Origin of the sequence: Pseudomonas sp. RA_105y_Pfl2_P56 (assembly GCF_963970845.1) — a bacterium.
Lineage (GTDB): Bacteria > Pseudomonadota > Gammaproteobacteria > Pseudomonadales > Pseudomonadaceae > Aquipseudomonas > Aquipseudomonas baetica_A.
On sequence record NZ_CAXAPL010000009.1, the window covers coordinates 81,993 to 103,141 of the forward strand.

General features: G+C 58.2%; 18 protein-coding genes. 8 read left to right on the forward strand and 10 right to left on the reverse strand.

Going from position 1 to position 21,149, the window contains the following annotated elements:
• Nucleotides 1-18: 18 nt before the first annotated feature.
• The 9 genes from bamA to rpsB form a co-directional block, all read right to left on the reverse strand.
• Nucleotides 19-2,394 carry an outer membrane protein assembly factor BamA gene (bamA, locus tag AACY11_RS08820; protein WP_339430549.1) on the reverse strand — a complete coding sequence of 792 codons (2,376 nt, stop codon included), beginning with the start codon at nucleotides 2,392-2,394 and terminating at the stop codon, nucleotides 19-21.
• A 74-nt stretch (nucleotides 2,395-2,468) separates the two neighbouring features.
• A complete protein-coding gene (gene rseP / locus AACY11_RS08825; RefSeq protein WP_339494444.1) occupies nucleotides 2,469-3,821 on the reverse strand; it encodes a sigma E protease regulator RseP in 1,353 nt (450 codons plus the stop codon).
• 54 nt (nucleotides 3,822-3,875) lie between these two features.
• Nucleotides 3,876-5,066, reverse strand: coding sequence for a 1-deoxy-D-xylulose-5-phosphate reductoisomerase (ispC, locus tag AACY11_RS08830; RefSeq protein WP_339464337.1), 1,191 nt, complete (start codon nucleotides 5,064-5,066; stop codon nucleotides 3,876-3,878).
• Nucleotides 5,063-5,869 carry a phosphatidate cytidylyltransferase gene (locus AACY11_RS08835; RefSeq protein ID WP_339494446.1) on the reverse strand — a complete coding sequence of 269 codons (807 nt, stop codon included), beginning with the start codon at nucleotides 5,867-5,869 and terminating at the stop codon, nucleotides 5,063-5,065. The genes ispC and AACY11_RS08835 overlap by 4 nt, the downstream gene beginning before the upstream one ends.
• Nucleotides 5,869-6,624, reverse strand: a complete 756-nt coding sequence (gene uppS / locus AACY11_RS08840; RefSeq protein ID WP_034156332.1) for a polyprenyl diphosphate synthase — start codon at nucleotides 6,622-6,624, stop codon at nucleotides 5,869-5,871. Before uppS ends, AACY11_RS08835 begins: the two co-directional genes overlap by 1 nt.
• A 14-nt stretch (nucleotides 6,625-6,638) precedes the next feature.
• Complete coding sequence (gene frr, locus AACY11_RS08845) at nucleotides 6,639-7,196, reverse strand: ribosome recycling factor (RefSeq protein WP_339430545.1); 558 nt, start codon at nucleotides 7,194-7,196, stop codon at nucleotides 6,639-6,641.
• Complete coding sequence (pyrH, locus tag AACY11_RS08850) at nucleotides 7,193-7,936, reverse strand: UMP kinase (RefSeq protein WP_003222124.1); 744 nt, start codon at nucleotides 7,934-7,936, stop codon at nucleotides 7,193-7,195. Before pyrH ends, frr begins: the two co-directional genes overlap by 4 nt.
• A 209-nt stretch (nucleotides 7,937-8,145) precedes the next feature.
• Complete coding sequence (tsf, locus tag AACY11_RS08855; protein ID WP_339430544.1) at nucleotides 8,146-9,009, reverse strand: translation elongation factor Ts; 864 nt, start codon at nucleotides 9,007-9,009, stop codon at nucleotides 8,146-8,148.
• A gap of 203 nt (nucleotides 9,010-9,212) precedes the next feature.
• Nucleotides 9,213-9,950: a 30S ribosomal protein S2 gene (gene rpsB, locus AACY11_RS08860; RefSeq protein WP_095189367.1), complete on the reverse strand. Its 738-nt coding sequence runs from the start codon at nucleotides 9,948-9,950 to the stop codon at nucleotides 9,213-9,215.
• A 373-nt stretch (nucleotides 9,951-10,323) separates the two neighbouring features.
• Between rpsB and map the strand changes: the two genes are divergently transcribed.
• The 4 genes from map (at nucleotide 10,324) to AACY11_RS08880 (ending at nucleotide 16,117) form a co-directional block, all read left to right on the forward strand.
• The gene (map, locus tag AACY11_RS08865) at nucleotides 10,324-11,106 is read left to right on the forward strand and encodes a type I methionyl aminopeptidase (RefSeq protein ID WP_339430543.1); all 783 of its coding nucleotides are present in this window, start codon (nucleotides 10,324-10,326) and stop codon (nucleotides 11,104-11,106) included.
• 43 nt (nucleotides 11,107-11,149) lie between these two features.
• The gene (locus AACY11_RS08870) at nucleotides 11,150-13,852 is read left to right on the forward strand and encodes a [protein-PII] uridylyltransferase (protein WP_339494448.1); all 2,703 of its coding nucleotides are present in this window, start codon (nucleotides 11,150-11,152) and stop codon (nucleotides 13,850-13,852) included.
• Between the two features lie 44 nt (nucleotides 13,853-13,896).
• Nucleotides 13,897-15,096, forward strand: a complete 1,200-nt coding sequence (dapC, locus tag AACY11_RS08875) for a succinyldiaminopimelate transaminase (protein WP_339430541.1) — start codon at nucleotides 13,897-13,899, stop codon at nucleotides 15,094-15,096.
• A gap of 274 nt (nucleotides 15,097-15,370) precedes the next feature.
• On the forward strand, nucleotides 15,371-16,117 hold the full coding sequence (locus AACY11_RS08880) for a M12 family metallopeptidase (RefSeq protein ID WP_339430540.1): 747 nt from the start codon (nucleotides 15,371-15,373) through the stop codon (nucleotides 16,115-16,117).
• On the opposite strand, the gene AACY11_RS08885 is transcribed toward AACY11_RS08880, so the two are convergent.
• Nucleotides 16,110-17,741 carry a Na+/H+ antiporter gene (locus AACY11_RS08885; protein WP_339430539.1) on the reverse strand — a complete coding sequence of 544 codons (1,632 nt, stop codon included), beginning with the start codon at nucleotides 17,739-17,741 and terminating at the stop codon, nucleotides 16,110-16,112. The two genes, AACY11_RS08880 and AACY11_RS08885, sit on opposite strands and share 8 nt — an antisense overlap.
• Before the next feature lie 183 nt (nucleotides 17,742-17,924).
• Between AACY11_RS08885 and AACY11_RS08890 the strand changes: the two genes are divergently transcribed.
• The 4 genes from AACY11_RS08890 to AACY11_RS08905 all read left to right on the forward strand — a co-directional run bounded on the left by AACY11_RS08890 (nucleotide 17,925) and on the right by AACY11_RS08905 (nucleotide 21,111).
• Nucleotides 17,925-18,287, forward strand: a complete 363-nt coding sequence (locus AACY11_RS08890) for an ArsC family reductase (RefSeq protein ID WP_003222107.1) — start codon at nucleotides 17,925-17,927, stop codon at nucleotides 18,285-18,287.
• A 33-nt stretch (nucleotides 18,288-18,320) separates the two neighbouring features.
• Nucleotides 18,321-19,355 (forward strand): 2,3,4,5-tetrahydropyridine-2,6-dicarboxylate N-succinyltransferase, encoded by a 1,035-nt coding sequence (dapD, locus tag AACY11_RS08895; protein WP_339494449.1) that lies wholly within the window; start codon nucleotides 18,321-18,323, stop codon nucleotides 19,353-19,355.
• A 149-nt stretch (nucleotides 19,356-19,504) separates the two neighbouring features.
• On the forward strand, nucleotides 19,505-20,710 hold the full coding sequence (locus AACY11_RS08900) for an aminotransferase class V-fold PLP-dependent enzyme (RefSeq protein ID WP_339494451.1): 1,206 nt from the start codon (nucleotides 19,505-19,507) through the stop codon (nucleotides 20,708-20,710).
• Entirely contained in the window at nucleotides 20,707-21,111 is a 405-nt protein-coding gene (locus AACY11_RS08905; RefSeq protein WP_339430536.1) for a SufE family protein, read from the forward strand. Before AACY11_RS08900 ends, AACY11_RS08905 begins: the two co-directional genes overlap by 4 nt.
• Nucleotides 21,112-21,149: the final 38 nt, after the last annotated feature.

The following is a 21,149-nucleotide window of genomic DNA, read 5'->3' on the forward strand; positions in this document are numbered from 1 at the left end:
TTATCTTGGGTCAGACGCTTAGAACGTCTGGCCGAGGGAGAATTGGAACACTTGAGTTTCAGCGTTATCCGGTTTTTTGACCGGCATGGCCAGAGCAAAACTCAGGGGGCCCAGCGCGGTAACCCAGGTCACGCCAACACCGACGGAACTGGCCATGTTGCTCAGGCTGATGTCGTTGCACTTGGTGTTGGACGAAGTGCCGTTTGCGTTGGTGGTGTCCTTGCACTGCGAATCGAAAACGTTACCCACGTCCCAGAATACCGAAGTACGCAGGGAACGCTGATCCTTGACGAATGGCAGCGGGAACAGAACTTCCACACCGCCCTGAATCAGGACGTTGCCACCGAACGGCAGCGGGTCTTGGTCCGGATCTTTGACAGTACCCGGGTTGTTGCCCGAACTTGGTGTGCTACGCGGGCCGAGGGTGCTGTCCTTGAAGCCACGAACCGAGTTGAAACCACCAGCATAGTAGTTTTCATAGAACGGCAAGCCATCTGTGGAACCATAACCGTCGCCATAACCCAGTTCGGTGTGCAGACGCAAAGTGTAGTTTTCGCTGATCGGCTGGAACAACTGACCACGGTAGTCAAGTTTGTAGAATGCAAGGTCGCTGCCCGGAATGGTGGTTTCCAGGGTGAGGCTCTGGGAGCGACCACGGGTTGGCAGTACACCTTTGTTCAGGGTCGACTCGGACCAGCCGGCCGACGCCTTGAAGTTCAGGTAGTTGTCGCCTTCTTTGTTAACGAAGTCGAAAATCTCGTCAACGGTGTATTTGCCGGTCTTGATCTTGTCTTGCTGGGCAGACAGACCGAAGGTCAGTCGCGAAGTCTCGCTGATCGGGTAGCCAACGTTAACACCCGCACCCAGGCTGTCTACGGAATAGCTCGAAATATCGGCATCGAGTTCAGCGTAGTCGGTTGTGCGATAGAACGCGTTGTAACCCAGGCTCACGCCATCGGCGGTCCAGTAGGGGTCAACGTAGCCGAAGTTGTAGCGGCTCTGGTATTCGCTTCGAGTCAGACCGACGCTGACGCGGTTACCGGTACCGAGGAAGTTGTTCTGGGTAATCGAACCACCGAGGATCAAACCGGCGCTCTGGGCGAAACCGACGCTGGCGGTAATCGAACCGGAAGCCTGCTCTTCAACGCTGTAGTTCACATCAACCTGGTCGTCGACACCCGGAACAGCCGGCGTTTCGACGTTGACTTCCTTGAAGAAGCCCAGACGCTCAAGACGGGTCTTGGATTGGTCGATCAGGTAGGTCGAAGCCCAGCCACCTTCCATTTGACGCATTTCGCGACGCAGCACTTCGTCCTCGGACTTGGTGTTGCCACGGAAGTTGATGCGGTTGACGTAGGCACGCTTGCCCGGATCGACAGCAAACAGGATGTCTACGGTGTGATCATCGTCGTGCGGCTGAGGCACGCCGTTGACGTTGGCGAAGGTATAACCCTCGTTACCCAGACGACGGGTGATCAGTTCAGAAGTAGTGGTCATCAGCTTGCGCGAGAACACCTGGCCTTTCTGCACCAGCAACAAGGACTTGATCTGATCTTCAGGTACTTTGAGATCACCGCTGAGTTTGACGTCACGAACGGTGTATTTCTCACCCTCGGTCACGTTGACGGTGATGTAGACATGCTTCTTGTCCGGAGTGATGGACACCTGGGTCGAAGCAATATCCATATTGATATAGCCGCGATCCAGGTAGTAGGAACGCAGACGCTCCAGGTCACCGGACAGTTTTTCACGGGCATATTTGTCATCGTTCTTGAAGAACGACAGCCAGTTGGTGGTTTTCAGCTCGAACAGGTCGGTCAGGTCTTCCTCGGGAAAAACCGTGTTGCCTACCACGTTGATGTGCTGAATGGCAGCAACGGTGCCTTCGTTGATCTTCACTTTCAGGCCAACACGGTTACGCGGCTGCGATACCACTTCGGTATCGACGGTCGCGGAATAGCGGCCTTGCGCGACGTACTGGCGTTGCAGTTCGTTACGGACACCTTCGAGGGTGGCACGCTGGAAGATCTCGCCTTCGGCCAGACCGGATTGCTTGAGGCCTTTCATCAAGTCTTCAGTAGAGATCGCTTTGTTACCTTCGATCTCGATACTGGCGACAGATGGACGCTCAACAACCGTGATCACCAGAACGTTGCCTTCGCGGCCCAGCTGGATATCTTGAAAGAAACCGGTTTTGAACAACGCACGAGTGGATTCCACCAGGCGACGATCATCCGCCTGCTCGCCGACGTTCAACGGCAAGGCACCAAAGACGCTACCCGCGGAGACCCGCTGGAGGCCATTGACGCGAATATCAGAGATAGTGAAGGACTCGGCGTGAACTTCGGCGATCATCAATACGGTGAGAACCGCAGTTAGCAGCAGACGTTTCATGAAGTCCTTTCTTATTCCAACTGGCAATAAACAAACTGCCGCAAAATGCGGCAGATTCGCAATTCAGCGAAGCGTTACAGTCGACCCAGATCGTTGACCAGAGCAAGCAACATCACCCCGACCACCAAACTGATACCGATCTGTATCCCCCAACCTTGCACCCGATCCGACAAGGGACGACCACGCGCCCACTCGATCAGATAAAACAACAAATGCCCCCCATCCAGTACAGGGATGGGCAGCAAATTCAGAACTCCCAGGCTAATACTCAGATAAGCAAGGAAATTCAGGAAATCAGCGACGCCCGACTTGGCAGAAGCGCCCGCCACTTTAGCAATGGTTATCGGTCCACTCAAGTTTTTTACCGAGAGCTCGCCGAACAGCATTTTCTTGAGTGAGTCCAGCGTCAGAATGCTCATGGTCCAAGTACGATGGGCGCCCTCGCCAATCGCGGCCAACGGCCCGTAACTGACTTCGCGGATCATCTCCGGTGGCCAGTCGACAGCTTTTACACCCGCCCCCAGATAACCGCTTGGAGACTTGCTTTTGCCGCGCGCTGCCAAGGTGACCGGGACGTCGATTTGAGCACCGTCGCGCTCGATACGCAGCATGATTTTGGTATCAGGACGCGTACGAACGGTATCAACCACTTGCTGCCAGTCATTAAGCGCCTGGCCATCCAAAGACAGAAGGCGATCACCGGTTTTCAGGCCAGCCGCCTGAGCTGGACCTTCTGGATCAAGCTCGGCAAGCACGGGCGCCAAGGCCGGACGCCACGGACGAATACCCAATGAGCGGATAGGATCGGGCTCATCAGCCCCCTGCAGCCAGTGATCCAGCACCAACTCGCGTGGAGAGTCCGCGGTAGAGCCCTGCTCACGCACCAGCAACTGCAACGAACCGCTTTCACCAAGCCGACGCACCAACTGCAAGTTGACGGCAGCCCAACCGGTGGTCGGCTCGCCATCAATCGCGACGATCTCCTGCCCCACACCCAAACCAGCCTTGGCGGCGATGCTGCCAGACTCGACCGCACCGATGACCGGGCGTACCTGCTCGCTACCGAGCATGGCCAGCACCCAGAAAAACACCAGGGCCAAAAGGAAGTTGGCGACAGGGCCGGCGGCAACAATGGCGATTCGCTGACGAACCGTCTTGCGGTTAAACGAGTGATCCAGTTGATCAACCGGCACCTCGCCCTCACGCTCGTCGAGCATTTTGACGTAGCCACCCAGCGGAATCGCGGCGATGACGAACTCAGTGCCCTGTTTGTCGTGCCAGCGCAGCAGAGGCATGCCGAAGCCTACGGAAAAGCGCAGAACCTTGACGCCACAGCGCCGCGCGACCCAGAAGTGGCCGAATTCGTGAAAGGTGACCAGCACACCCAAGGCGATCAGGGTGCCGGCAATCATATAGAGCGCGCTCATCTACTTTCTCCGCAATCCTGTTCAGTGCCGCGTGACGCCATTGTGTTTCAAATTCTATCGATCGTGACGCTTCAACCACTGCTCAGCCAGAACTCGCGCCTTGGCGTCAGCCGTAAACACAGCGTCGAGATCATCCAGTGCTACGACCGGTTCGAGGTTCAACACCTGCTCGATGATACTCGCGATTTCCAGGTAACGGATTCGTCCGTCGAGAAACGCCGCCACCGCCACTTCGTTCGCCGCATTGAGCATCGCCGGTGCACTGTCGCCTGCTTCGGCAGCTTGACGCGCCAGACGCAGACAAGGGAAGCGCTGCTCATCCGGCGCCTCAAAGTCCAGGCGCGCAACTGCGAACAGATCCAGCGGCGCCACACCGGAGTCTATGCGTTCCGGCCAAGCCAGAGCATTGGCGATCGGTGTGCGCATGTCAGGGTTCCCCAATTGCGCCAGTACCGAGCCATCGACATAGTCGACCAGCGAGTGAATCACGCTCTGCGGGTGGATCACCACCTCGACTTGCGACGGCTTTGCATCAAACAACCAGCAAGCCTCGATCAACTCAAGACCTTTATTCATCATGCTGGCCGAGTCTACTGAAATCTTGCGCCCCATGGACCAGTTCGGGTGGGCACACGCTTGCTCAGGTGAAACGTGCGCCAATTCGCTCATCGGCGTCTGTCGGAACGGACCACCAGAGGCTGTAAGCAAAATCCGGCGAACACCGACAGCGCTCAATCCGCGAGCAAAATCCAGTGGCATACACTGGAAAATCGCGTTGTGTTCGCTGTCGATCGGCAGCAGCACAGAGCCGCTTTGGCGTACCGCCTGCATAAACAGGGCGCCGGACATTACCAGCGCCTCTTTATTGGCCAAAAGGATCTTCTTGCCGGCCACGACGGCCGCCAGAGTCGGACGCAGGCCAGCCGCGCCAACGATCGCCGCCATCACCGCATCGACTTCCGGAGCAGAAGCGACCTGACACAGGCCCTCTTCCCCCACCAGCACACGGGTCGACAAACCGGCTGCGCGCAAATCGTCCTGCAAACCGCGCGCAGCGGCGACTTGCGGTACCACGGCAAATTGCGGCACATGCCGTATGCACAACGCCAGCAACTCACTCAGGCGAGTGAAACCGCTCAATGCGAAAACCTGATAGCGCTCAGGGTGACGCGCAATAACATCAAGGGTGCTCAGACCAATCGAGCCGGTCGCCCCCAAAACAGTGATCTGTTGCGGGCGGCTCACGGCGCAGCCATCCACAGCAACACCGCGAAGACTGGAATGGCCGCGGTCAGACTGTCGATACGATCAAGAACGCCGCCATGACCTGGCAGCAGATTACTGCTGTCCTTGATGCCGGACTGACGCTTGAACATGCTTTCGGTGAGGTCGCCCACAACCGAGATGAAGACGATCAGCGCAGCACCAATCAAACCCTTGAGCAACTCGGCAACCGTCCAGTCACGTACCAGGCCGACAATAGCGGTGATCACCAGACTGAGGGCAAGACCGCCGTAGACGCCTTCCCAGCTTTTACCCGGACTGACTTGAGGGGCCAACTTACGCTTGCCGAATGCACGACCGGAAAAATAAGCGCCGATATCTGCGCCCCAGACCAGCACCATCACTGCCATGATCAGCCAGTTACCCAATGGGTATTGCTTGATCTGCATCAGGCCTTGCCAGGCCGGCAGCAAAATCAACAGACCAATCACTAGCTTGCTGGCAGCACTGGACCAATGTTCGCTGGAACGCGGGTAGGTCAGCACCAGATACGTCGCAACTGCCCACCAAAGCACCGAAGCACCCAACACCCACGGCGCGAGACTGGGCACCACGTACATGACGAACAGCATCAATGCGACGACGGCAGCAAAGCCGACGCGAAACGATTGTGCGGTGAAGCCCGCCAGACGTGCCCATTCCCAGGCACCGAGGCTCACGACCAGACCGATGAACAGCGCAAAACCGGAACCTTCGAGCAGGAAAAACCCGCACAAGGCGATCGGCAGCAGGATCAGTGCAGTGATGATTCGTTGTTTAAGCATTAAACCCGGGCTCCAGCTTCGACCTGTTCGCTCGTTTTACCGAAACGACGCTGGCGCGAAGCGAAATCAGCCAGCGCATTGCGCATGGCATCGTGTTTGAAGTCCGGCCAGAACAGGTCGGAGAAGTACAACTCGGCGTAAGCCAGTTGCCACAGCAGGAAGTTGCTGATGCGGTGCTCTCCGCCCGTGCGGATGCACAAGTCCGGCAACGGCAGATCGCCGGTCGCCAGACAGGTTTGCAGCAGATCAGGAGTAATGTCTTCCGGACGCAGATGCCCGGCCTGAACTTCACGCGCCAAACGCTGCGCGGCTTGCGCGATATCCCACTGACCGCCGTAGTTGGCGGCGATCTGCAGGATAAAACGATTGGAGCCCGCAGTCATGGCTTCGGCTTCGCGCATCGCGGCCTGAAGCTCCGGATGGAAGCGCGAACGATCGCCAATGATGCGCAGGCTGATGTTGTTGTCGTTGAGGCGCTTGGCCTCACGACGCAAGGCCTTGAAGAACAGATCCATCAAGGCACTGACCTCATCGGCCGGGCGCTGCCAGTTCTCACTGGAGAAGGCGAACAGGGTGAGCACTTCGACCTTGGCCTCAGCACACACCTCGATCACGGCCCGAACAGCATCCACACCCGCTTTATGCCCGGCAACACCCGGCATAAAGCGTTTTTTCGCCCAGCGATTGTTGCCATCCATGATGATCGCGACATGGCGCGGCACCGCGGACGGCGCAGTCTGCTTGGTCTTGTCCATTTAAAGCTCGACCCTTATACGGCCATCAGGTCTTTTTCTTTCTCGTCCGTGGCCTTGGTGATCTGGGCCTCGGATTCTTTGGTCAGCTTATCGATATCAGCGATGGCACGACGCTCTTCGTCTTCGCTGATTTCCTTGTCCTTGACCAGTTTCTTGAGCTCGCCCAAAGCATCACGACGAATATTGCGCACGGCAACACGCGCGTCTTCAGCAGCGCTGCGTGCCTGCTTGGTGAAGCCTTTACGCGTTTCCTCGGTGAGGGCCGGCATCGGGATCAACAGCAACTCACCCAGGTTAGTCGGGTTGAGGTTCAGACCGGCGCTCTGGATAGCCTTGTCGACGGCTGCGAGCATGTTGCGCTCGAACGCCACGACCTGCAGCGTGCGCGAGTCTTTCACGGTGACGTTGGCAACGCCACTCAGCGGGGTGTCAGTGCCGTAGTAAGGCACCATCACGCTACCCAGAATGCTTGGGTGCGCCTTGCCGGTACGAATCTGACCGAATGCATGGGACAGGGAGTCCAGAGACTTTTGCATACGCTCTTGAGCGTCTTTCTTGATTTCGTTGATCATTGTTGACCTTCCTCGATCAGGGTACCTTCAGCGCCGCCATGGACGATGTTCAGCAGGGCACCGGGTTTGTTCATGTTGAATACGCGCAGCGGCATCTTGTGGTCGCGGCACAGGCAAATAGCCGTCAGGTCCATCACACCCAGCTTGCGATCCAGCACTTCATCATAAGTCAGATGATCGAACTTCTCGGCATGCGGGTCTTTGAACGGATCGGCTGTGTAGACGCCATCAACCTTGGTCGCCTTGAGCACGACGTCCGCGTCGATTTCGATTGCGCGCAGGCAGGCTGCCGAATCCGTGGTGAAGAACGGATTGCCGGTACCGGCCGCGAAAATCACGACGTCTTTGGAGTTCAGGTGGCGCATGGCTTTGCGGCGATCATAGTGATCGGTTACGCCGACCATGGAAATGGCCGACATCACGATGGCCGAGATATTGGCACGCTCCAGCGCGTCGCGCATGGCCAGGGCATTCATCACAGTGGCCAGCATGCCCATGTGGTCGCCTGTCACCCGATCCATGCCGGCTTTGCTCAGCGCTTCGCCGCGGAACAGGTTACCACCACCGATCACCAGACCGACCTGTACGCCGATACCGACCAGCTGACCGACTTCCAGCGCCATTCGATCCAACACTTTCGGATCGATCCCGAACTCTTCCGAGCCCATCAGGGCCTCGCCGCTAAGCTTGAGTAGAATGCGTTTATAGCGAGCCTGATAACCACTGCCCTGCTGAGCCATTGCGAATCTCTCCTGCGGCGTATTTAAAATTCTTTGCGAGCTGTTTACAGCTGGCGTTCACTCTAGCTTGGCGCTGCTTCAGCGCCATCGGAACATGGCTTTGTAAGTCAGTTCCAAGTGGAAACCAATAAAAAATTGGTTGCCCCATCTGAAAAGAGGCTGCGCGCGTGAGCGGGCAGCCTCTTTCGGGCGACAGTTGAAAAACCGTCTTACTGCTTGGCGGCAGCCAGCTGGGCAGCAACTTCTTCAGCGAAGTTGTCGACCGGCTTCTCGATGCCTTCGCCTACTTTGTAGTAAGTGAAGGAAACGATTTCTGCGCCGCCTTTCTTGGCCAGCTCGCCAACCTTGATTTCAGGGTTTTTGACGAACGCCTGCTCAACCAGGCTCGCTTCTGCCAGGAACTTGCTGATACGGCCCTTGACCATGTTCTCAACAATGTTTTCTGGCTTGCCTTTGATTTTTTCTTCGTTCAGCTGCATGAACACAGCTTTTTCGCGCTCGATCGCTTCAGCCGAAACTTGCGAAGGCAGCAGGAACTCAGGGTTGCTTGCAGCTACGTGCATCGCGATGTCTTTGGCCAGCTCGACGTCACCGCCTTTCAGAGCCACAACAACACCGATCTTGTTGCCGTGCAGGTACGAGCCCACAACGTCACTTTCGATACGGGTCAGACGACGGATGTTGACGTTTTCGCCTACTTTGGCAACCAGTGCTTCGCGATCAGCTTCTTGAGCAGCGATCAGCGGAGCCGCATCGGTCAGCTTGTCAGCGAAAGCTTTTTCAACGCTGGCAGCAACAAAGTTTTTGAAGTCGTCTTGCAGAGCCAGGAAGTCGGTCTGCGAGTTCACTTCCAGGATAACGGCAGCTTTACCGTCGTCCTTGATTGCGATTGCGCCTTCAGCGGCAACGTTGCCAGCTTTTTTCGCAGCTTTGATCGCGCCCGAAGCACGCATGTCATCAATGGCTTTTTCGATGTCGCCGTCAGCCTTTTCCAGGGCTTTCTTGCAATCCATCATGCCTTCGCCGGTACGCTCGCGCAGTTCTTTAACCAACGCTGCAGTAATTGCTGCCATTTTCAAATTCCTCTTGGATAGGTTTTCAACCATTCCACCCGATCGAACGGGCGTTCAATTCTTCCCGAATCACCTTGTAGCCGCTGCACGTTACAGATGCAGGGTGAGCGCTACCACAAGTGGGCGCCGACAAATGGTTTTCGAGGTGGCAAAAAGGGGGCCAAGCCCCCTTTTTGCTTACTGAGTCAACGCCAGGGCGTCAATTACTCAGCTGCAGCCTGAGTTTCTTCAGCTGCGAATTCTACAGTGCCGCCGCCAACATTGTTGCGACCACGGATAACTGCGTCAGCCATCGAACCCATGTACAGCTGGATAGCGCGGATTGCGTCATCGTTGCCTGGGATGATGTAGTCAACGCCTTCCGGGCTGCTGTTGGTATCGACAACGCCGATGACCGGAATGCCCAGCTTGTTGGCTTCGGTGATCGCGATGCGCTCGTGGTCAACGTCGATCACGAACAGTGCGTCTGGCAGACCGCCCATGTCCTTGATGCCGCCCAGGGAGCGATCCAGCTTCTCAAGATCACGAGTGCGCATCAGCGCTTCTTTCTTGGTCAGCTTGGCGAAGGTACCGTCTTCGGCTTGAACTTCAAGGTCACGCAGACGCTTGATGGAAGCACGAATGGTTTTGAAGTTGGTCAGCATGCCGCCCAACCAGCGGTGATCGACGTACGGCGAACCGCAACGTGCTGCTTCTTCAGCAACGATCTTGCCAGCGGAACGCTTGGTGCCGACGAACAGAATCTTGTTTTTGCCCTGGGCCAGACGCTCTACGAAAGTCAGAGCTTCGTTGAACATTGGCAGGGTTTTTTCAAGGTTGATAATGTGAATCTTGTTACGCGCGCCGAAAATGTACTTACCCATTTTCGGATTCCAGTAACGGGTTTGGTGACCGAAGTGCACACCGGCCTTCAGCATATCGCGCATGTTGACTTGGGACATGATAGTTCCTTAATAAGTCGGGTTTGGCCTCCACGTATCCCAATGACCAACCAGTGGCATAAAGCCAAAAGCACCCAGGTCATCGTGTCGACACGTGTGTGGATTTAAGCTTTTCGGGGCATCCCCGGAAAGCGGCGCATTTTATACCACAGGGTGTGCAGAAACGGAACCCGAAATCTGTAATCACACCAAGGACATGGGCGCAGCCCCCTTGGAATCGGCCCGGCACCCGCCATTGTATAGAGAGAAGCGATGCACACCGGCGCGGAATTGCTCCTTTGGTCTGTTAGAATCGCGTTTTTCGGGGTCGCAAAACGAACAGTTGCCACCCTACCCGTATCAGCAAGCGCCGCCGAGCGCAGAGAGAGCCTGTATGACCGTCAACCTCAAAACCCCCGAGGACATCGCTGGTATGCGTGTCGCCGGCAAACTGGCCGCCGATGTGCTGGAAATGATTGCCGAGCATGTAAAACCGGGCATTACCACTGATCAATTGAACCAGATCTGCCACGACTACATCGTCAATGTGCAGCAGGCCATCCCTGCCCCGCTCAACTACAAGGGCTATCCGAAGTCGATCTGCACCTCGATCAACCATGTGGTCTGCCACGGCATCCCGAACGACAAACCGCTGAAAAACGGCGACACCCTGAACATCGACGTGACAGTGATCAAGGACGGCTATCACGGCGACACCAGCCGCATGTTCCACGTCGGCGAAGTACCGGTCTGGGCCGAGCGCCTTTCGCAGATCACCCAGGAATGCATGTACAAGGCCATCGAGATCGTCAAACCTGGCTGCCGCCTGGGTGACATCGGTGAAGTCATCCAGAAGCATGCGGAAAAGAACGGTTTCTCGGTGGTTCGCGAATTCTGTGGTCACGGCATCGGCAAGGTGTTCCACGAAGAGCCACAGATCCTCCACTACGGCCGCGCCGGCACCGGCATGGAACTGAAGGCCGGCATGACCTTCACCATCGAGCCGATGATCAATCAGGGCAAGGCCGACACCAAAGTATTGGGCGACGGCTGGACGGCGATCACCAAGGACCGCAAGCTCTCGGCACAGTGGGAACATACCCTGCTGGTAACCGACACTGGCTACGAGATCTTCACTCTGCGCGCTGACGACACCATCGCGCGCATTTCGGCCTGATCCCCAGCACGCTCTCAGCCTTTTACAGAAGGAAAGCAAATCGATGCCGCAGGTGGATCCCGAACTCTTCGACCGCGGCCAGTTCCAGGCTGAACTGGCCCTGAAAGCGAGCCCCATAGCGGCGTTCAAGAAGGCCATCCGCCAGGCCCGCGAGGTGCTCGACACACGTTTTCGCTGCGGCCGTGACATCCGCCGGCTGATCGAAGACCGCGCCTGGTTCGTCGACAACATCCTGCAAAAGGCCTGGGAGCAGTTCAACTGGAGTGAAGACGCCGATATCGCGCTGGTCGCGGTCGGCGGCTACGGCCGAGGGGAGTTGCACCCTTACTCGGACATCGATCTGCTGATCCTGCTGGACAGCGCCGATCACGAAGTTTTCCGCGATTCCATCGAGCGTTTTCTGACTTTGCTGTGGGACATCGGCCTCGAAGTCGGTCAGAGCGTTCGCTCGGTCGATGAATGCGCCGAAGAAGCCCGCGCCGACCTGACAGTGGTCACCAACCTGATGGAAAGCCGCACCATTTGCGGCCCCGAGCGTTTGCGCCAGCGCATGCTGGACGTCACCAGTACCGCGCACATGTGGCCAGCCAAAGAGTTCTTTCTGGCCAAGCGCGCCGAACAGAAGACTCGCCACCACAAGTACAACGACACCGAATACAACCTGGAACCCAACGTCAAAGGCTCGCCCGGCGGACTGCGGGACATTCAGACGATTCTTTGGGTTGCCCGTCGTCAATACGGCACTCTCAACCTGCGCGCGCTGGCCGGCGAAGGCTTCCTGGTCGAGAGCGAAAACGCCTTGCTCGCCTCTTCGCAGGAGTTTTTGTGGAAGGTGCGTTACGCCCTGCACATGCTGGCCGGACGCTCTGAAGACCGTCTGCTGTTCGATTATCAACGCACCATTGCCGGGTTACTGGGTTTTGAAGGTGACGACGCCAAGCAGGCCGTCGAAAACTTCATGCAACAGTACTTTCGCGTAGTGATGAGCATCGCCCAGCTCAGCGACTTGATCATCCAGCACTTCGAAGAGGTCATTCTCGCACCGGAGGACGAAGCACCGCCGCAACCGATCAACTCGCGCTTCCAACTGCACGACGGCTATATCGAGGCGCGCAGTGACAATGTATTCCGCCGCACGCCGTTCGCCATGCTCGAAATTTTCGTGTTGATGGCTCAGCAGCCTGAAATCAAAGGCGTGCGTGCCGACACCATTCGCCTGCTGCGCGAGTACCGTCACCTGATCGACGATAACTTCCGCAACGATATCCGCAATACCAGCCTGTTCATCGAGCTGTTCAAGTGCAAGGTCGGCATCCACCGAAACCTGCGGCGGATGAACCGTTACGGCATTCTCGGGCGCTACCTGCCGGAGTTCGGCTTTATCGTCGGGCAGATGCAGCACGACCTGTTCCACATCTATACGGTCGACGCACACACCCTGAACCTCATCAAACACCTGCGTAAGTTGCAGTACACCCAGGTATCGGAAAAATTCCCGCTGGCCAGCAAGCTCATGGGCAAGCTGCCCAAACCGGAGCTGATCTACCTCGCCGGCCTGTACCACGACATCGGCAAGGGCCGGCATGGCGATCACTCGGAAATCGGTGCGGTCGATGCCGAGGCGTTCTGCCAGCGTCATCAGTTACCGGTATGGGACAGCCGTCTGATCGTCTGGCTGGTGCAGAACCACCTGGTGATGTCGACCACGGCCCAACGTAAAGACTTGTCCGACCCGCAAGTGATCCACGACTTCGCTCAGGCCGTCGGCGACGAAACCCGCCTCGACTACCTGTATGTGCTGACGGTCGCCGATATCAACGCGACCAATCCGACACTCTGGAATTCATGGCGCGCGAGCCTGCTGCGCCAACTCTACACCGAGACCAAACGCGCCCTGCGCCGAGGCCTCGAGAACCCGGTGGATCGCGAAGAGCAGATCCGCCAGACCCAGAGCGCGGCCCTGGACATCCTGGTGCGCGGCGGCACCGATCCGGACGATGTCGAGCAATTGTGGGCGCAGTTGGGCGATGACTACTTCCTGCGTCACACAGCAGGCGATGTGGCCTGGCACAGCGATGCAATTCTCCAGCAGCCCACCGATGGTGGCCCACTGGTGCTGATCAAGGAAACCACCCAACGCGAGTTCGAGGGCGGTACGCAGATCTTCATCTATGCACCCGATCAGCACGATTTCTTTGCCGTGACCGTGGCGGCGATGGACCAGCTCAACCTGAACATTCATGATGCCCGGGTCATCACCTCGAGCAGCCAGTTCACCCTCGACACCTACATCGTGCTCGACACCGATGGCGACTCGATTGGCTACAACCCGGCCCGGGTCAAGCAGATCCGCGAAGGCCTGACCGAAGCCTTGCGCAACCCGGACGACTACCCGACGATCATCCAGCGCCGGGTACCACGCCAGCTCAAGCACTTTGCCTTTGCGCCGCAGGTGACGATCCACAACGACGCCCAGCGACCAGTGACGGTGCTGGAGCTCACCGCGCCCGACCGGCCAGGACTGCTGGCGCGCGTTGGCGGGATATTCCTCGAGTTCGACCTGTCACTGCAGAACGCCAAGATCGCCACGCTGGGCGAACGGGTGGAAGACGTGTTCTTCATCACCGACGCGCACAATCAGCCGTTATCCGATCCGCTGCTGTGCAGCCGTTTGCAGGATGCGATCGTCGAACATCTGAGCGTCAATCAGGAACCCGATATCAAACTGTCGCGCATCAGCATCTGACTGCGCGCCCGGATTAATCTGCTTTGCATTGAGACCCTGCACGAATGAACAACGCTCTGAACCAGCTCCAGCCCTACCCTTTCGAAAAGCTGCGCGCCCTGCTCGGCACCGTCACGCCGAATCCGGACAAGCGCCCGATCGCGCTGTCCATCGGTGAACCGAAGCATCGCTCGCCAAGCTTCGTCGCCGAGGCGTTGGCCAATAATCTGGATCAGATGGCGGTGTACCCGACCACGCTCGGCATTGCGGCGCTGCGCGAAGCCATTGCCGGCTGGTGCGAGCGTCGCTTCGGCGTGCCAACCGGCTGGATCGACCCGGCGCGCAACGTGCTGCCGGTCAACGGAACCCGTGAGGCGCTGTTTGCCTTCACCCAAACCGTGGTCAACCGGGGTGACGACGCACTGGTGGTCAGCCCGAACCCGTTCTATCAGATCTACGAAGGCGCCGCCTTCCTCGCCGGTGCCAAGCCGCATTACCTGCCGTGCCTGGACGAGAACGGTTTCAACCCCGACTTCGATGCCGTCTCGCCGGACATCTGGACGCGCTGCCAGATCCTGTTCCTGTGCTCGCCGGGTAACCCGACGGGTGCGCTGATCCCGGTCGAGACGCTGAAAAAACTCATCGCCCTGGCCGACGAATACGATTTCGTGATCGCCGCCGATGAGTGCTACAGCGAGTTGTACTTCGACGAACAGACGCCCCCGCCGGGCTTGCTCACTGCTTGCGTAGAACTGGGCCGCAAGGACTTCAAACGCTGCGTGGTCTTCCACAGCCTGTCCAAGCGCTCCAACCTGCCGGGGCTGCGCTCCGGTTTCGTCGCCGGCGATGCCGACATTCTCAAAGGCTTCCTGCTGTATCGCACCTACCACGGTTGTGCGATGCCGGTACAAACCCAACTGGCCAGCGTTGCCGCGTGGAATGACGAAGTGCATGTACGTGCCAACCGTGCGCTGTACCGCGAGAAATTCGATGCCGTATTGGAGATCCTCAGCCCGGTGCTGGATGTGCAGCGCCCGGATGGCAGCTTCTATCTGTGGCCGAATGTGCAAGGTGATGACGCGGCGTTTTGCCGTGACCTGTTTGCCGAAGAACATGTGACTGTGGTGCCGGGCTCCTATCTCTCCCGGGAAGTGGATGGCGTCAACCCTGGGGCTGGCCGCGTGCGCATGGCGCTGGTAGCCCCCTTGGCAGAATGCGTTGAAGCGGCTGAGCGGATTCGCGCTTTTATTACTCGCAAGCAGTAACTGTCCAAGTCTTGCGCCAGGCAACCTGGCGCAACGGCCTGATTAAAAGTTACACATTCACCCCATCAACAGTCTCCTGTCCGGCCGCCCTGAGTTATCCCTGTGCGCCAATACTCCAAACCCTGAAAAAAAATGCAATAGCGGAACGTGGATCCAGCATAAAGTTACAACATCTGCCCCCAAAGAACGCCCAACCAGATTATCTTCGCATCCGCTTAAACAGGTTTGTCCAATGGATCAGGACAGACATTCACAACCAACACGGATGTTAATCATGCAAATATTCCACTATGTAGAACTGAAGCTGCAGAATAAAAACAACTGCACTGACTCGATCAATGAAGAACATACCGAAGACCGGGTACAACCGTTGTCTCAAGGACGTCACAAGCGCTCAGTCGCTTATGCCAACTATTTCTGGGAAAACGCCAGCACCCTTAAAATCTCTTTCGCCCACGATGTTCCTGTTGACCTGAGAGACCGAATCGAAAGGATCATTCGCCAATGGGAGCCTTACGTCAGTCTGGCCTTTGAAATCGTGGCGGATGACAAGGGGGAAATTCGCATCGCTGTGGGCGGCAAGGATAGCTACTCGACCATGGGGACAGAAGCACTCAACATCCACGCTGACCTTCCGACCCTGTGCATCGGAGTAGAACCGGACCACTTTGATTTTGAGCGCACACTGCTTCATGAGTTTGGTCATGCTTTGGGCTTTCATCATGCGCACCTGCACCCCCAGGCCAATATTCCGTGGAACAAACCGGTAGTTTATAACTTCTTCAAAACCAACTTCGGCTGGACCAAAGCACGAGTCAACCTTAATCTCTTTGATGTTGACCCGACCCAAACACTGTCTTTTGGCAAGTACGATAAAGACTCCGTCATGCACTACCACATACCAGACTTCATGACCTTGTCGAATTGGCAGACAAAAATAAATACAACACTCAGCGAAGGCGACAAGTTGTTTGCAAGTCAGACCTACCCCCCCATCAACTATCGCCAACTGCCTATTTGATCTTTCCCAGATTCGCCTCGCTCAAGTCCAGGTCAGCCAGCACTTCCCTGAGCACGTCATCGCCGATCCGGTGATGGCGACTCAGGCTATAGAGCTCAAGGCGCTGCGCCCGCAGTGCCTTCACACGCAAATGACGTTCCAGCAGATCCATCTGGAACGCCAGCGCCTGCGCTTCGGCGGAATCATTGAACACGTCCAGTTGATGGCGATATTCGGACATGATCCGGGCCTTGAGCTCTGCCGCCAACGCCGCTTGTGCAGCGTCCTGCGGGGGGAACTCTTCGGTTTCAAGCGCATGAATGGCCGCTTCAGCGGTTTGGCGCCAGGCATCGCGGACTTCCTGACGGCGTTTGTCGTCTGGACTCTTCTGGATTCCATGCAGCAACAGCGGCAGCACAATGCAGGCCGATATCAACGACAGCAGGATCACGCCGGCAGCGATGAAGATCAGCAGATCACGCTCAGGAAATGCGTGCGCCCCTATCAACATCGGTACCGACATCACGCCCGCCAGTGTCACCGCCCCGCGCACACCGCCGACGGTCAACAACCAGCAGGAACGGGCGGTGGGCACTTGTGTCAGCTCACCTTTGCCACGCAAACGCCGCAGCAGCACGGACAACCGCCAGATGCTTTGCACCCAGATAAACCGCAGCAGCACCAACGCCAGGAAAATCGCCACCACATCGAGGCAGCGATAAAACAACGTTGGCCACAGCGTCGGCTCATGGCTGACCACCGCCTTGATAATGTCCGGCAACTGCAAGCCCAATAGCAGAAAGATCAGGCCGTTGAAGGCAAACTCCAGCAGCGACCAGACGCTGCGATTGAGCAGTCGGGTGCTGGTCTGGCGCGGCAGCAGGTCGAGCCAGCTCTGCATCATCCCCGCCGCCACCGCCGAAAGAATGCCCGACACACCCAGGCGCTCAGCCAAAACGTACGCGGCGAACGGCAGCAACAACATGAACACCACATGGGTGGCCGGATCATCCCAGCCACGGGCGATCATCCAGGCGCGCCCGCGCCCGACCAACCAGCTCAATGCCACGCCAACGGCCAGCCCGCCGATTGCCACCACGACAAAGTCCAGGCTCGCATTGGCAAGCGAGAACACTCCGGTGACGGCTGCCGCCAAGGCGAACTTGAACGTCACCAGGCCCGACGCATCATTCATCAGCGCCTCGCCTTGAAGCATGTGCATCAGCGGCGTCGGCAGGCGGTTCTGCGAAATAGCCGAGACGGCCACGGCGTCGGTTGGCGACAACACGGCTGCCAGAGCAAAAGCCACGGGCAACGCAATCGTCGGCAGCAACCAATGAATGAAGTACCCGGCGCCGACCACGGTGAACAGCACCAACCCCACCGCCAGCGTCAGGATGGGCCCCCGCAGATGCCAGAGCTCGCGTTTGGGCATGCGCCAGCCGTCGGAAAACAGCAGCGGCGGCAGGAACAAAAACAGGAACAGCTCCGGGTCGAGCGCCACATGCAGACCCAGCGTCGGCCAGGCCAGCAAGGCACCGGCGGCGATTTGCACCAGAGGCAATGGCAACGGGATGACCCGTCCGAGCAAACGCGAGACGCTGACCAGCATCAGCAGGATCAGGACGGTGTAGGCAGTTTGCATAAAGCACAAATCTCAGGAGATCGACAGCGTTGAACTGCCATATTAGCCGCTTAGGATGCGCGTGACCGTTGCACCTACGTCGCAGTCTCGCCAACTCGCGCCCACAGGTTTTGCGCTTTACCCGAAGGGGCATGGCATAATCCCGGACCATTTTTTTCCAGCACCTGTAAAGGGGGCGATTCCTTGACCGTTTCAAGTAAAACGTTGCACCTTTTCGGCATCAAAGCCTGCGACACCATGAAAAAGGCGCGCACCTGGCTCGATGAACACGCTGTCAGCTACGACTTCCATGATTACAAAACCGCCGGTATCGACCGTGAACACCTGACCCAATGGTGTGACGAGCACGGCTGGCAAACGGTGTTGAACCGCGCAGGCACGACCTTTCGCAAACTCGACGACGAACGCAAAGCCGATCTCGACCAATCGAAAGCCATCGAACTGATGCTCGCTCAACCCTCGATGATCAAGCGCCCGGTGCTCGATCTCGGTGACCGAACCCTGATTGGCTTCAAGCCAGATATCTACGCGGCCGCACTCAAGTAAAGCAGCCCGTCACTTATTGCTAGAGGTATTCACATGTCCAACTCCCTGTTCAGCATCGCCTTCGGCGTCGGCACACAAAACCGTCAAGGCGCATGGCTGGAAGTGTTCTACGCACAGCCACTGCTCAACCCGTCGGCAGAACTGGTCGCGGCTGTTGCGCCGATCCTCGGTTACACCCAAGGCAACCAGGCCATCACCTTCACCACCGCGCAGGCTGCGCAACTGGCTGAAGCGGTCAAAGGCATCGACGCCGTTCAAGGCAAACTGCTGACCCGTCTGGCCGAGAGCCACAAGCCGCTGGTCGCCACCGTACTGGCCGAAGATACACAACTGACGTCGACGCCAGAGGCTTACCTCAAGCTGCACCTGCTGTCCCACCGCTTGGTCAAGCCGCACGGTGTGAGCCTGGCCGGGATCTTCCCGCTGCTGCCAAACGTTGCCTGGACCAGCCAGGGGGCGATCGACCAGAGCGAACTGGCCGAAATGCAACTCGAAGCCCGTCTGCGTGGCGAGTTGCTGGAAGTGTTCTCGGTGGACAAATTCCCGAAAATGACCGACTACGTCGTTCCGGCCGGCGTACGTATCGCTGATGCCTCGCGCCTGCGTCTGGGCGCCTATGTGGGCGAAGGCACCACCGTCATGCATGAAGGTTTCATCAACTTCAATGCCGGCACCGAAGGCCCGGGCATGATCGAAGGCCGTGTATCCGCTGGCGTCTTCGTCGGCAAGGGTTCGGACCTGGGTGGCGGTTGCTCGACCATGGGCACCCTGTCGGGCGGCGGCAACATCGTAATCAAGGTGGGTGAAGGCTGCCTGATCGGCGCCAACGCCGGTATCGGTATCCCGTTGGGCGACCGCAACACCGTCGAGTCGGGCCTGTACGTGACCGCCGGCACCAAGGTGGCGCTGCTGGACGAGCACAACAATCTGGTCAAGGTGGTGAAGGCCCGCGAGCTGGCCGGTCAGACTGACCTGCTGTTCCGTCGCAACTCGCAAACCGGTGCCGTGGAGTGCAAAACCCACAAGTCGGCCATCGAACTGAACGAAGCGCTGCACGCTCACAACTAAGCAGCCACCCGATCCCCTGTGGGAGCGGGCTTGCTCGCGAAGGCGTCCTGTCACTCAACAGCAGTGCTGAATGACACTACGCTTTCGCGAGCAAGCCCGCTCCCGCAGGGTCTGGCGTAAACCCCGCCCAAATTCACAGGGCTGAACAGATGATGATTCCCTCCCCGTGGCGCGCCGACTTCCCGGCCATCGCCGCACTGCAACGGCAAGACCAGACTTACCTGGACAACGCCGCCACCACGCAAAAACCCCAGGCCCTGCTCCACGCATTGGCGCATTACTACGCCAACGGTGCAGCGAATGTGCACCGTGCGCAGCACTTGCCCGGCGCCCATGCCACGCAAGCGTTCGAAGACAGTCGCCTCAAGGTTGCCCAGTGGCTCAATGCCGGTGACAGCGGGCAGATCATCTTCACCCACGGCGCCACCAGTGCGCTGAATCTCCTGGCTTATGGCCTGGAACATCTTTTCCATCCGGGCGATGAAATAGTCATCAGCGCCCTGGAGCATCACGCCAACCTGCTGCAGTGGCAGCAACTGGCGCAACGTCGCGATCTGAAACTGGTGATCCTGCCGCTGGATGACGACGGTTTGATCGACCTCGCGGCGGCGGTGCGTTTGATCACCCCGCGCACCCGATTGCTGGCGGTCAGTCAGTTGTCCAACGTGCTCGGCGCCTGGCAACCACTGCCCGCGTTGCTGGCCATGGCCAAGGCGCAAAACGCCCTGACCGTGGTCGATGGCGCCCAGGGCGTGGTACATGGTCGGCAGGACATGCAGGCCCTCGGTTGCGACTTCTATGTGTTTTCCAGCCATAAGCTGTATGGCCCTGATGGCCTCGGCGTGTTGTTCGGGCGCAACAAGGCGCTTGAACACCTGAAGCCGTGGCAGTTCGGCGGCGAAATGGTGCTGGAAGCCAATTATCACGACGCGCGCTTCCGCCCGGCGCCCCTGGGTTTCGAGGCGGGCACGCCGCCGATTGCCAGTGTGATCGGCCTCGGGGCGACCCTCGATTATCTGGCTGGGCTGGATCAGGACGCGGTGTCTGCTCACGAAGCGGCGCTGCATGATTATCTGCTGTGCGGCCTCGCCGCTCGCAACGGCATTCGCGTGCTGGGCTCGCCGCAACTGGCGCTGGCCAGTTTTGTCGTCGAAGGCGTGCACAACGCCGATCTGGCGCACCTGCTCACCGAGCAAGGCATTGCCGTGCGCGCCGGGCATCACTGCGCCATGCCACTGCTCAAAAGCTTCGAGCTCGCTGGGGCGATTCGCGTATCGCTGGCGCTGTACAACGACTCCGAAGATCTGGAGCGCTTTTTTGAAGCGCTGGATCAGGCGCTGGAATTGTTGCGATGAGCCTGCCGATCGCCGCCGCGCAAGCGCTGCAAACCTTTCAGAATGCTGCCGGTTGGGAACAGCGGGCGCGGTTGCTGATGCAGTTCGGTGATCGTCTGCCGCCGCTGGGCGATGCGGATAAAAACGATGCCAACCGGGTGCATGGTTGTGAAAGCCAAGTGTGGCTGGTGGGCAAACTGCAGGACGGTTACTGGCAATTCAGCGCCAGCAGCGATGCGCGGATGATTCGCGGGTTGGTGGCGTTGCTGCTGGTGCGGGTCAACGGGTTGACTGCTGATGAATTGCAGCAGGTGGATTTGCCGGACTGGTTCAGCCAGTTGGGGCTTTCGCGCCAGCTTTCACCGTCGCGCAGTAACGGCTTGAATGCCGTGCTCAAGCGGATGAATGCGTTGGCTGTTTGATCGCCTTCGCGAGCAAGTTTGCCCCCACAGGGGAACGC

Excerpts from the sequence above, each read along its gene's own strand:
- AACY11_RS08870 (WP_339494448.1), top strand. The coding sequence starts at position 11,150 with ATGCCGCAGGTGGATCCCGAACTCTTCGACCGCGGCCAGTTCCAGGCT.
- map (WP_339430543.1), top strand. The coding sequence starts at position 10,324 with ATGACCGTCAACCTCAAAACCCCCGAGGACATCGCTGGTATGCGTGTC.
- bamA (WP_339430549.1), bottom strand. The coding sequence starts at position 2,394 with ATGAAACGTCTGCTGCTAACTGCGGTTCTCACCGTATTGATGATCGCC.
- AACY11_RS08835 (WP_339494446.1), bottom strand. The coding sequence starts at position 5,869 with ATGCTTAAACAACGAATCATCACTGCACTGATCCTGCTGCCGATCGCC.
- rseP (WP_339494444.1), bottom strand. The coding sequence starts at position 3,821 with ATGAGCGCGCTCTATATGATTGCCGGCACCCTGATCGCCTTGGGTGTG.
- dapD (WP_339494449.1), top strand. The coding sequence starts at position 18,321 with ATGTCCAACTCCCTGTTCAGCATCGCCTTCGGCGTCGGCACACAAAAC.
- pyrH (WP_003222124.1), bottom strand. The coding sequence starts at position 7,936 with ATGGCTCAGCAGGGCAGTGGTTATCAGGCTCGCTATAAACGCATTCTA.
- uppS (WP_034156332.1), bottom strand. The coding sequence starts at position 6,624 with ATGGACAAGACCAAGCAGACTGCGCCGTCCGCGGTGCCGCGCCATGTC.
- tsf (WP_339430544.1), bottom strand. The coding sequence starts at position 9,009 with ATGGCAGCAATTACTGCAGCGTTGGTTAAAGAACTGCGCGAGCGTACC.
- AACY11_RS08880 (WP_339430540.1), top strand. The coding sequence starts at position 15,371 with ATGCAAATATTCCACTATGTAGAACTGAAGCTGCAGAATAAAAACAAC.
- dapC (WP_339430541.1), top strand. The coding sequence starts at position 13,897 with ATGAACAACGCTCTGAACCAGCTCCAGCCCTACCCTTTCGAAAAGCTG.
- AACY11_RS08885 (WP_339430539.1), bottom strand. The coding sequence starts at position 17,741 with ATGCAAACTGCCTACACCGTCCTGATCCTGCTGATGCTGGTCAGCGTC.
- frr (WP_339430545.1), bottom strand. The coding sequence starts at position 7,196 with ATGATCAACGAAATCAAGAAAGACGCTCAAGAGCGTATGCAAAAGTCT.
- rpsB (WP_095189367.1), bottom strand. The coding sequence starts at position 9,950 with ATGTCCCAAGTCAACATGCGCGATATGCTGAAGGCCGGTGTGCACTTC.
- AACY11_RS08900 (WP_339494451.1), top strand. The coding sequence starts at position 19,505 with ATGATGATTCCCTCCCCGTGGCGCGCCGACTTCCCGGCCATCGCCGCA.
- AACY11_RS08905 (WP_339430536.1), top strand. The coding sequence starts at position 20,707 with ATGAGCCTGCCGATCGCCGCCGCGCAAGCGCTGCAAACCTTTCAGAAT.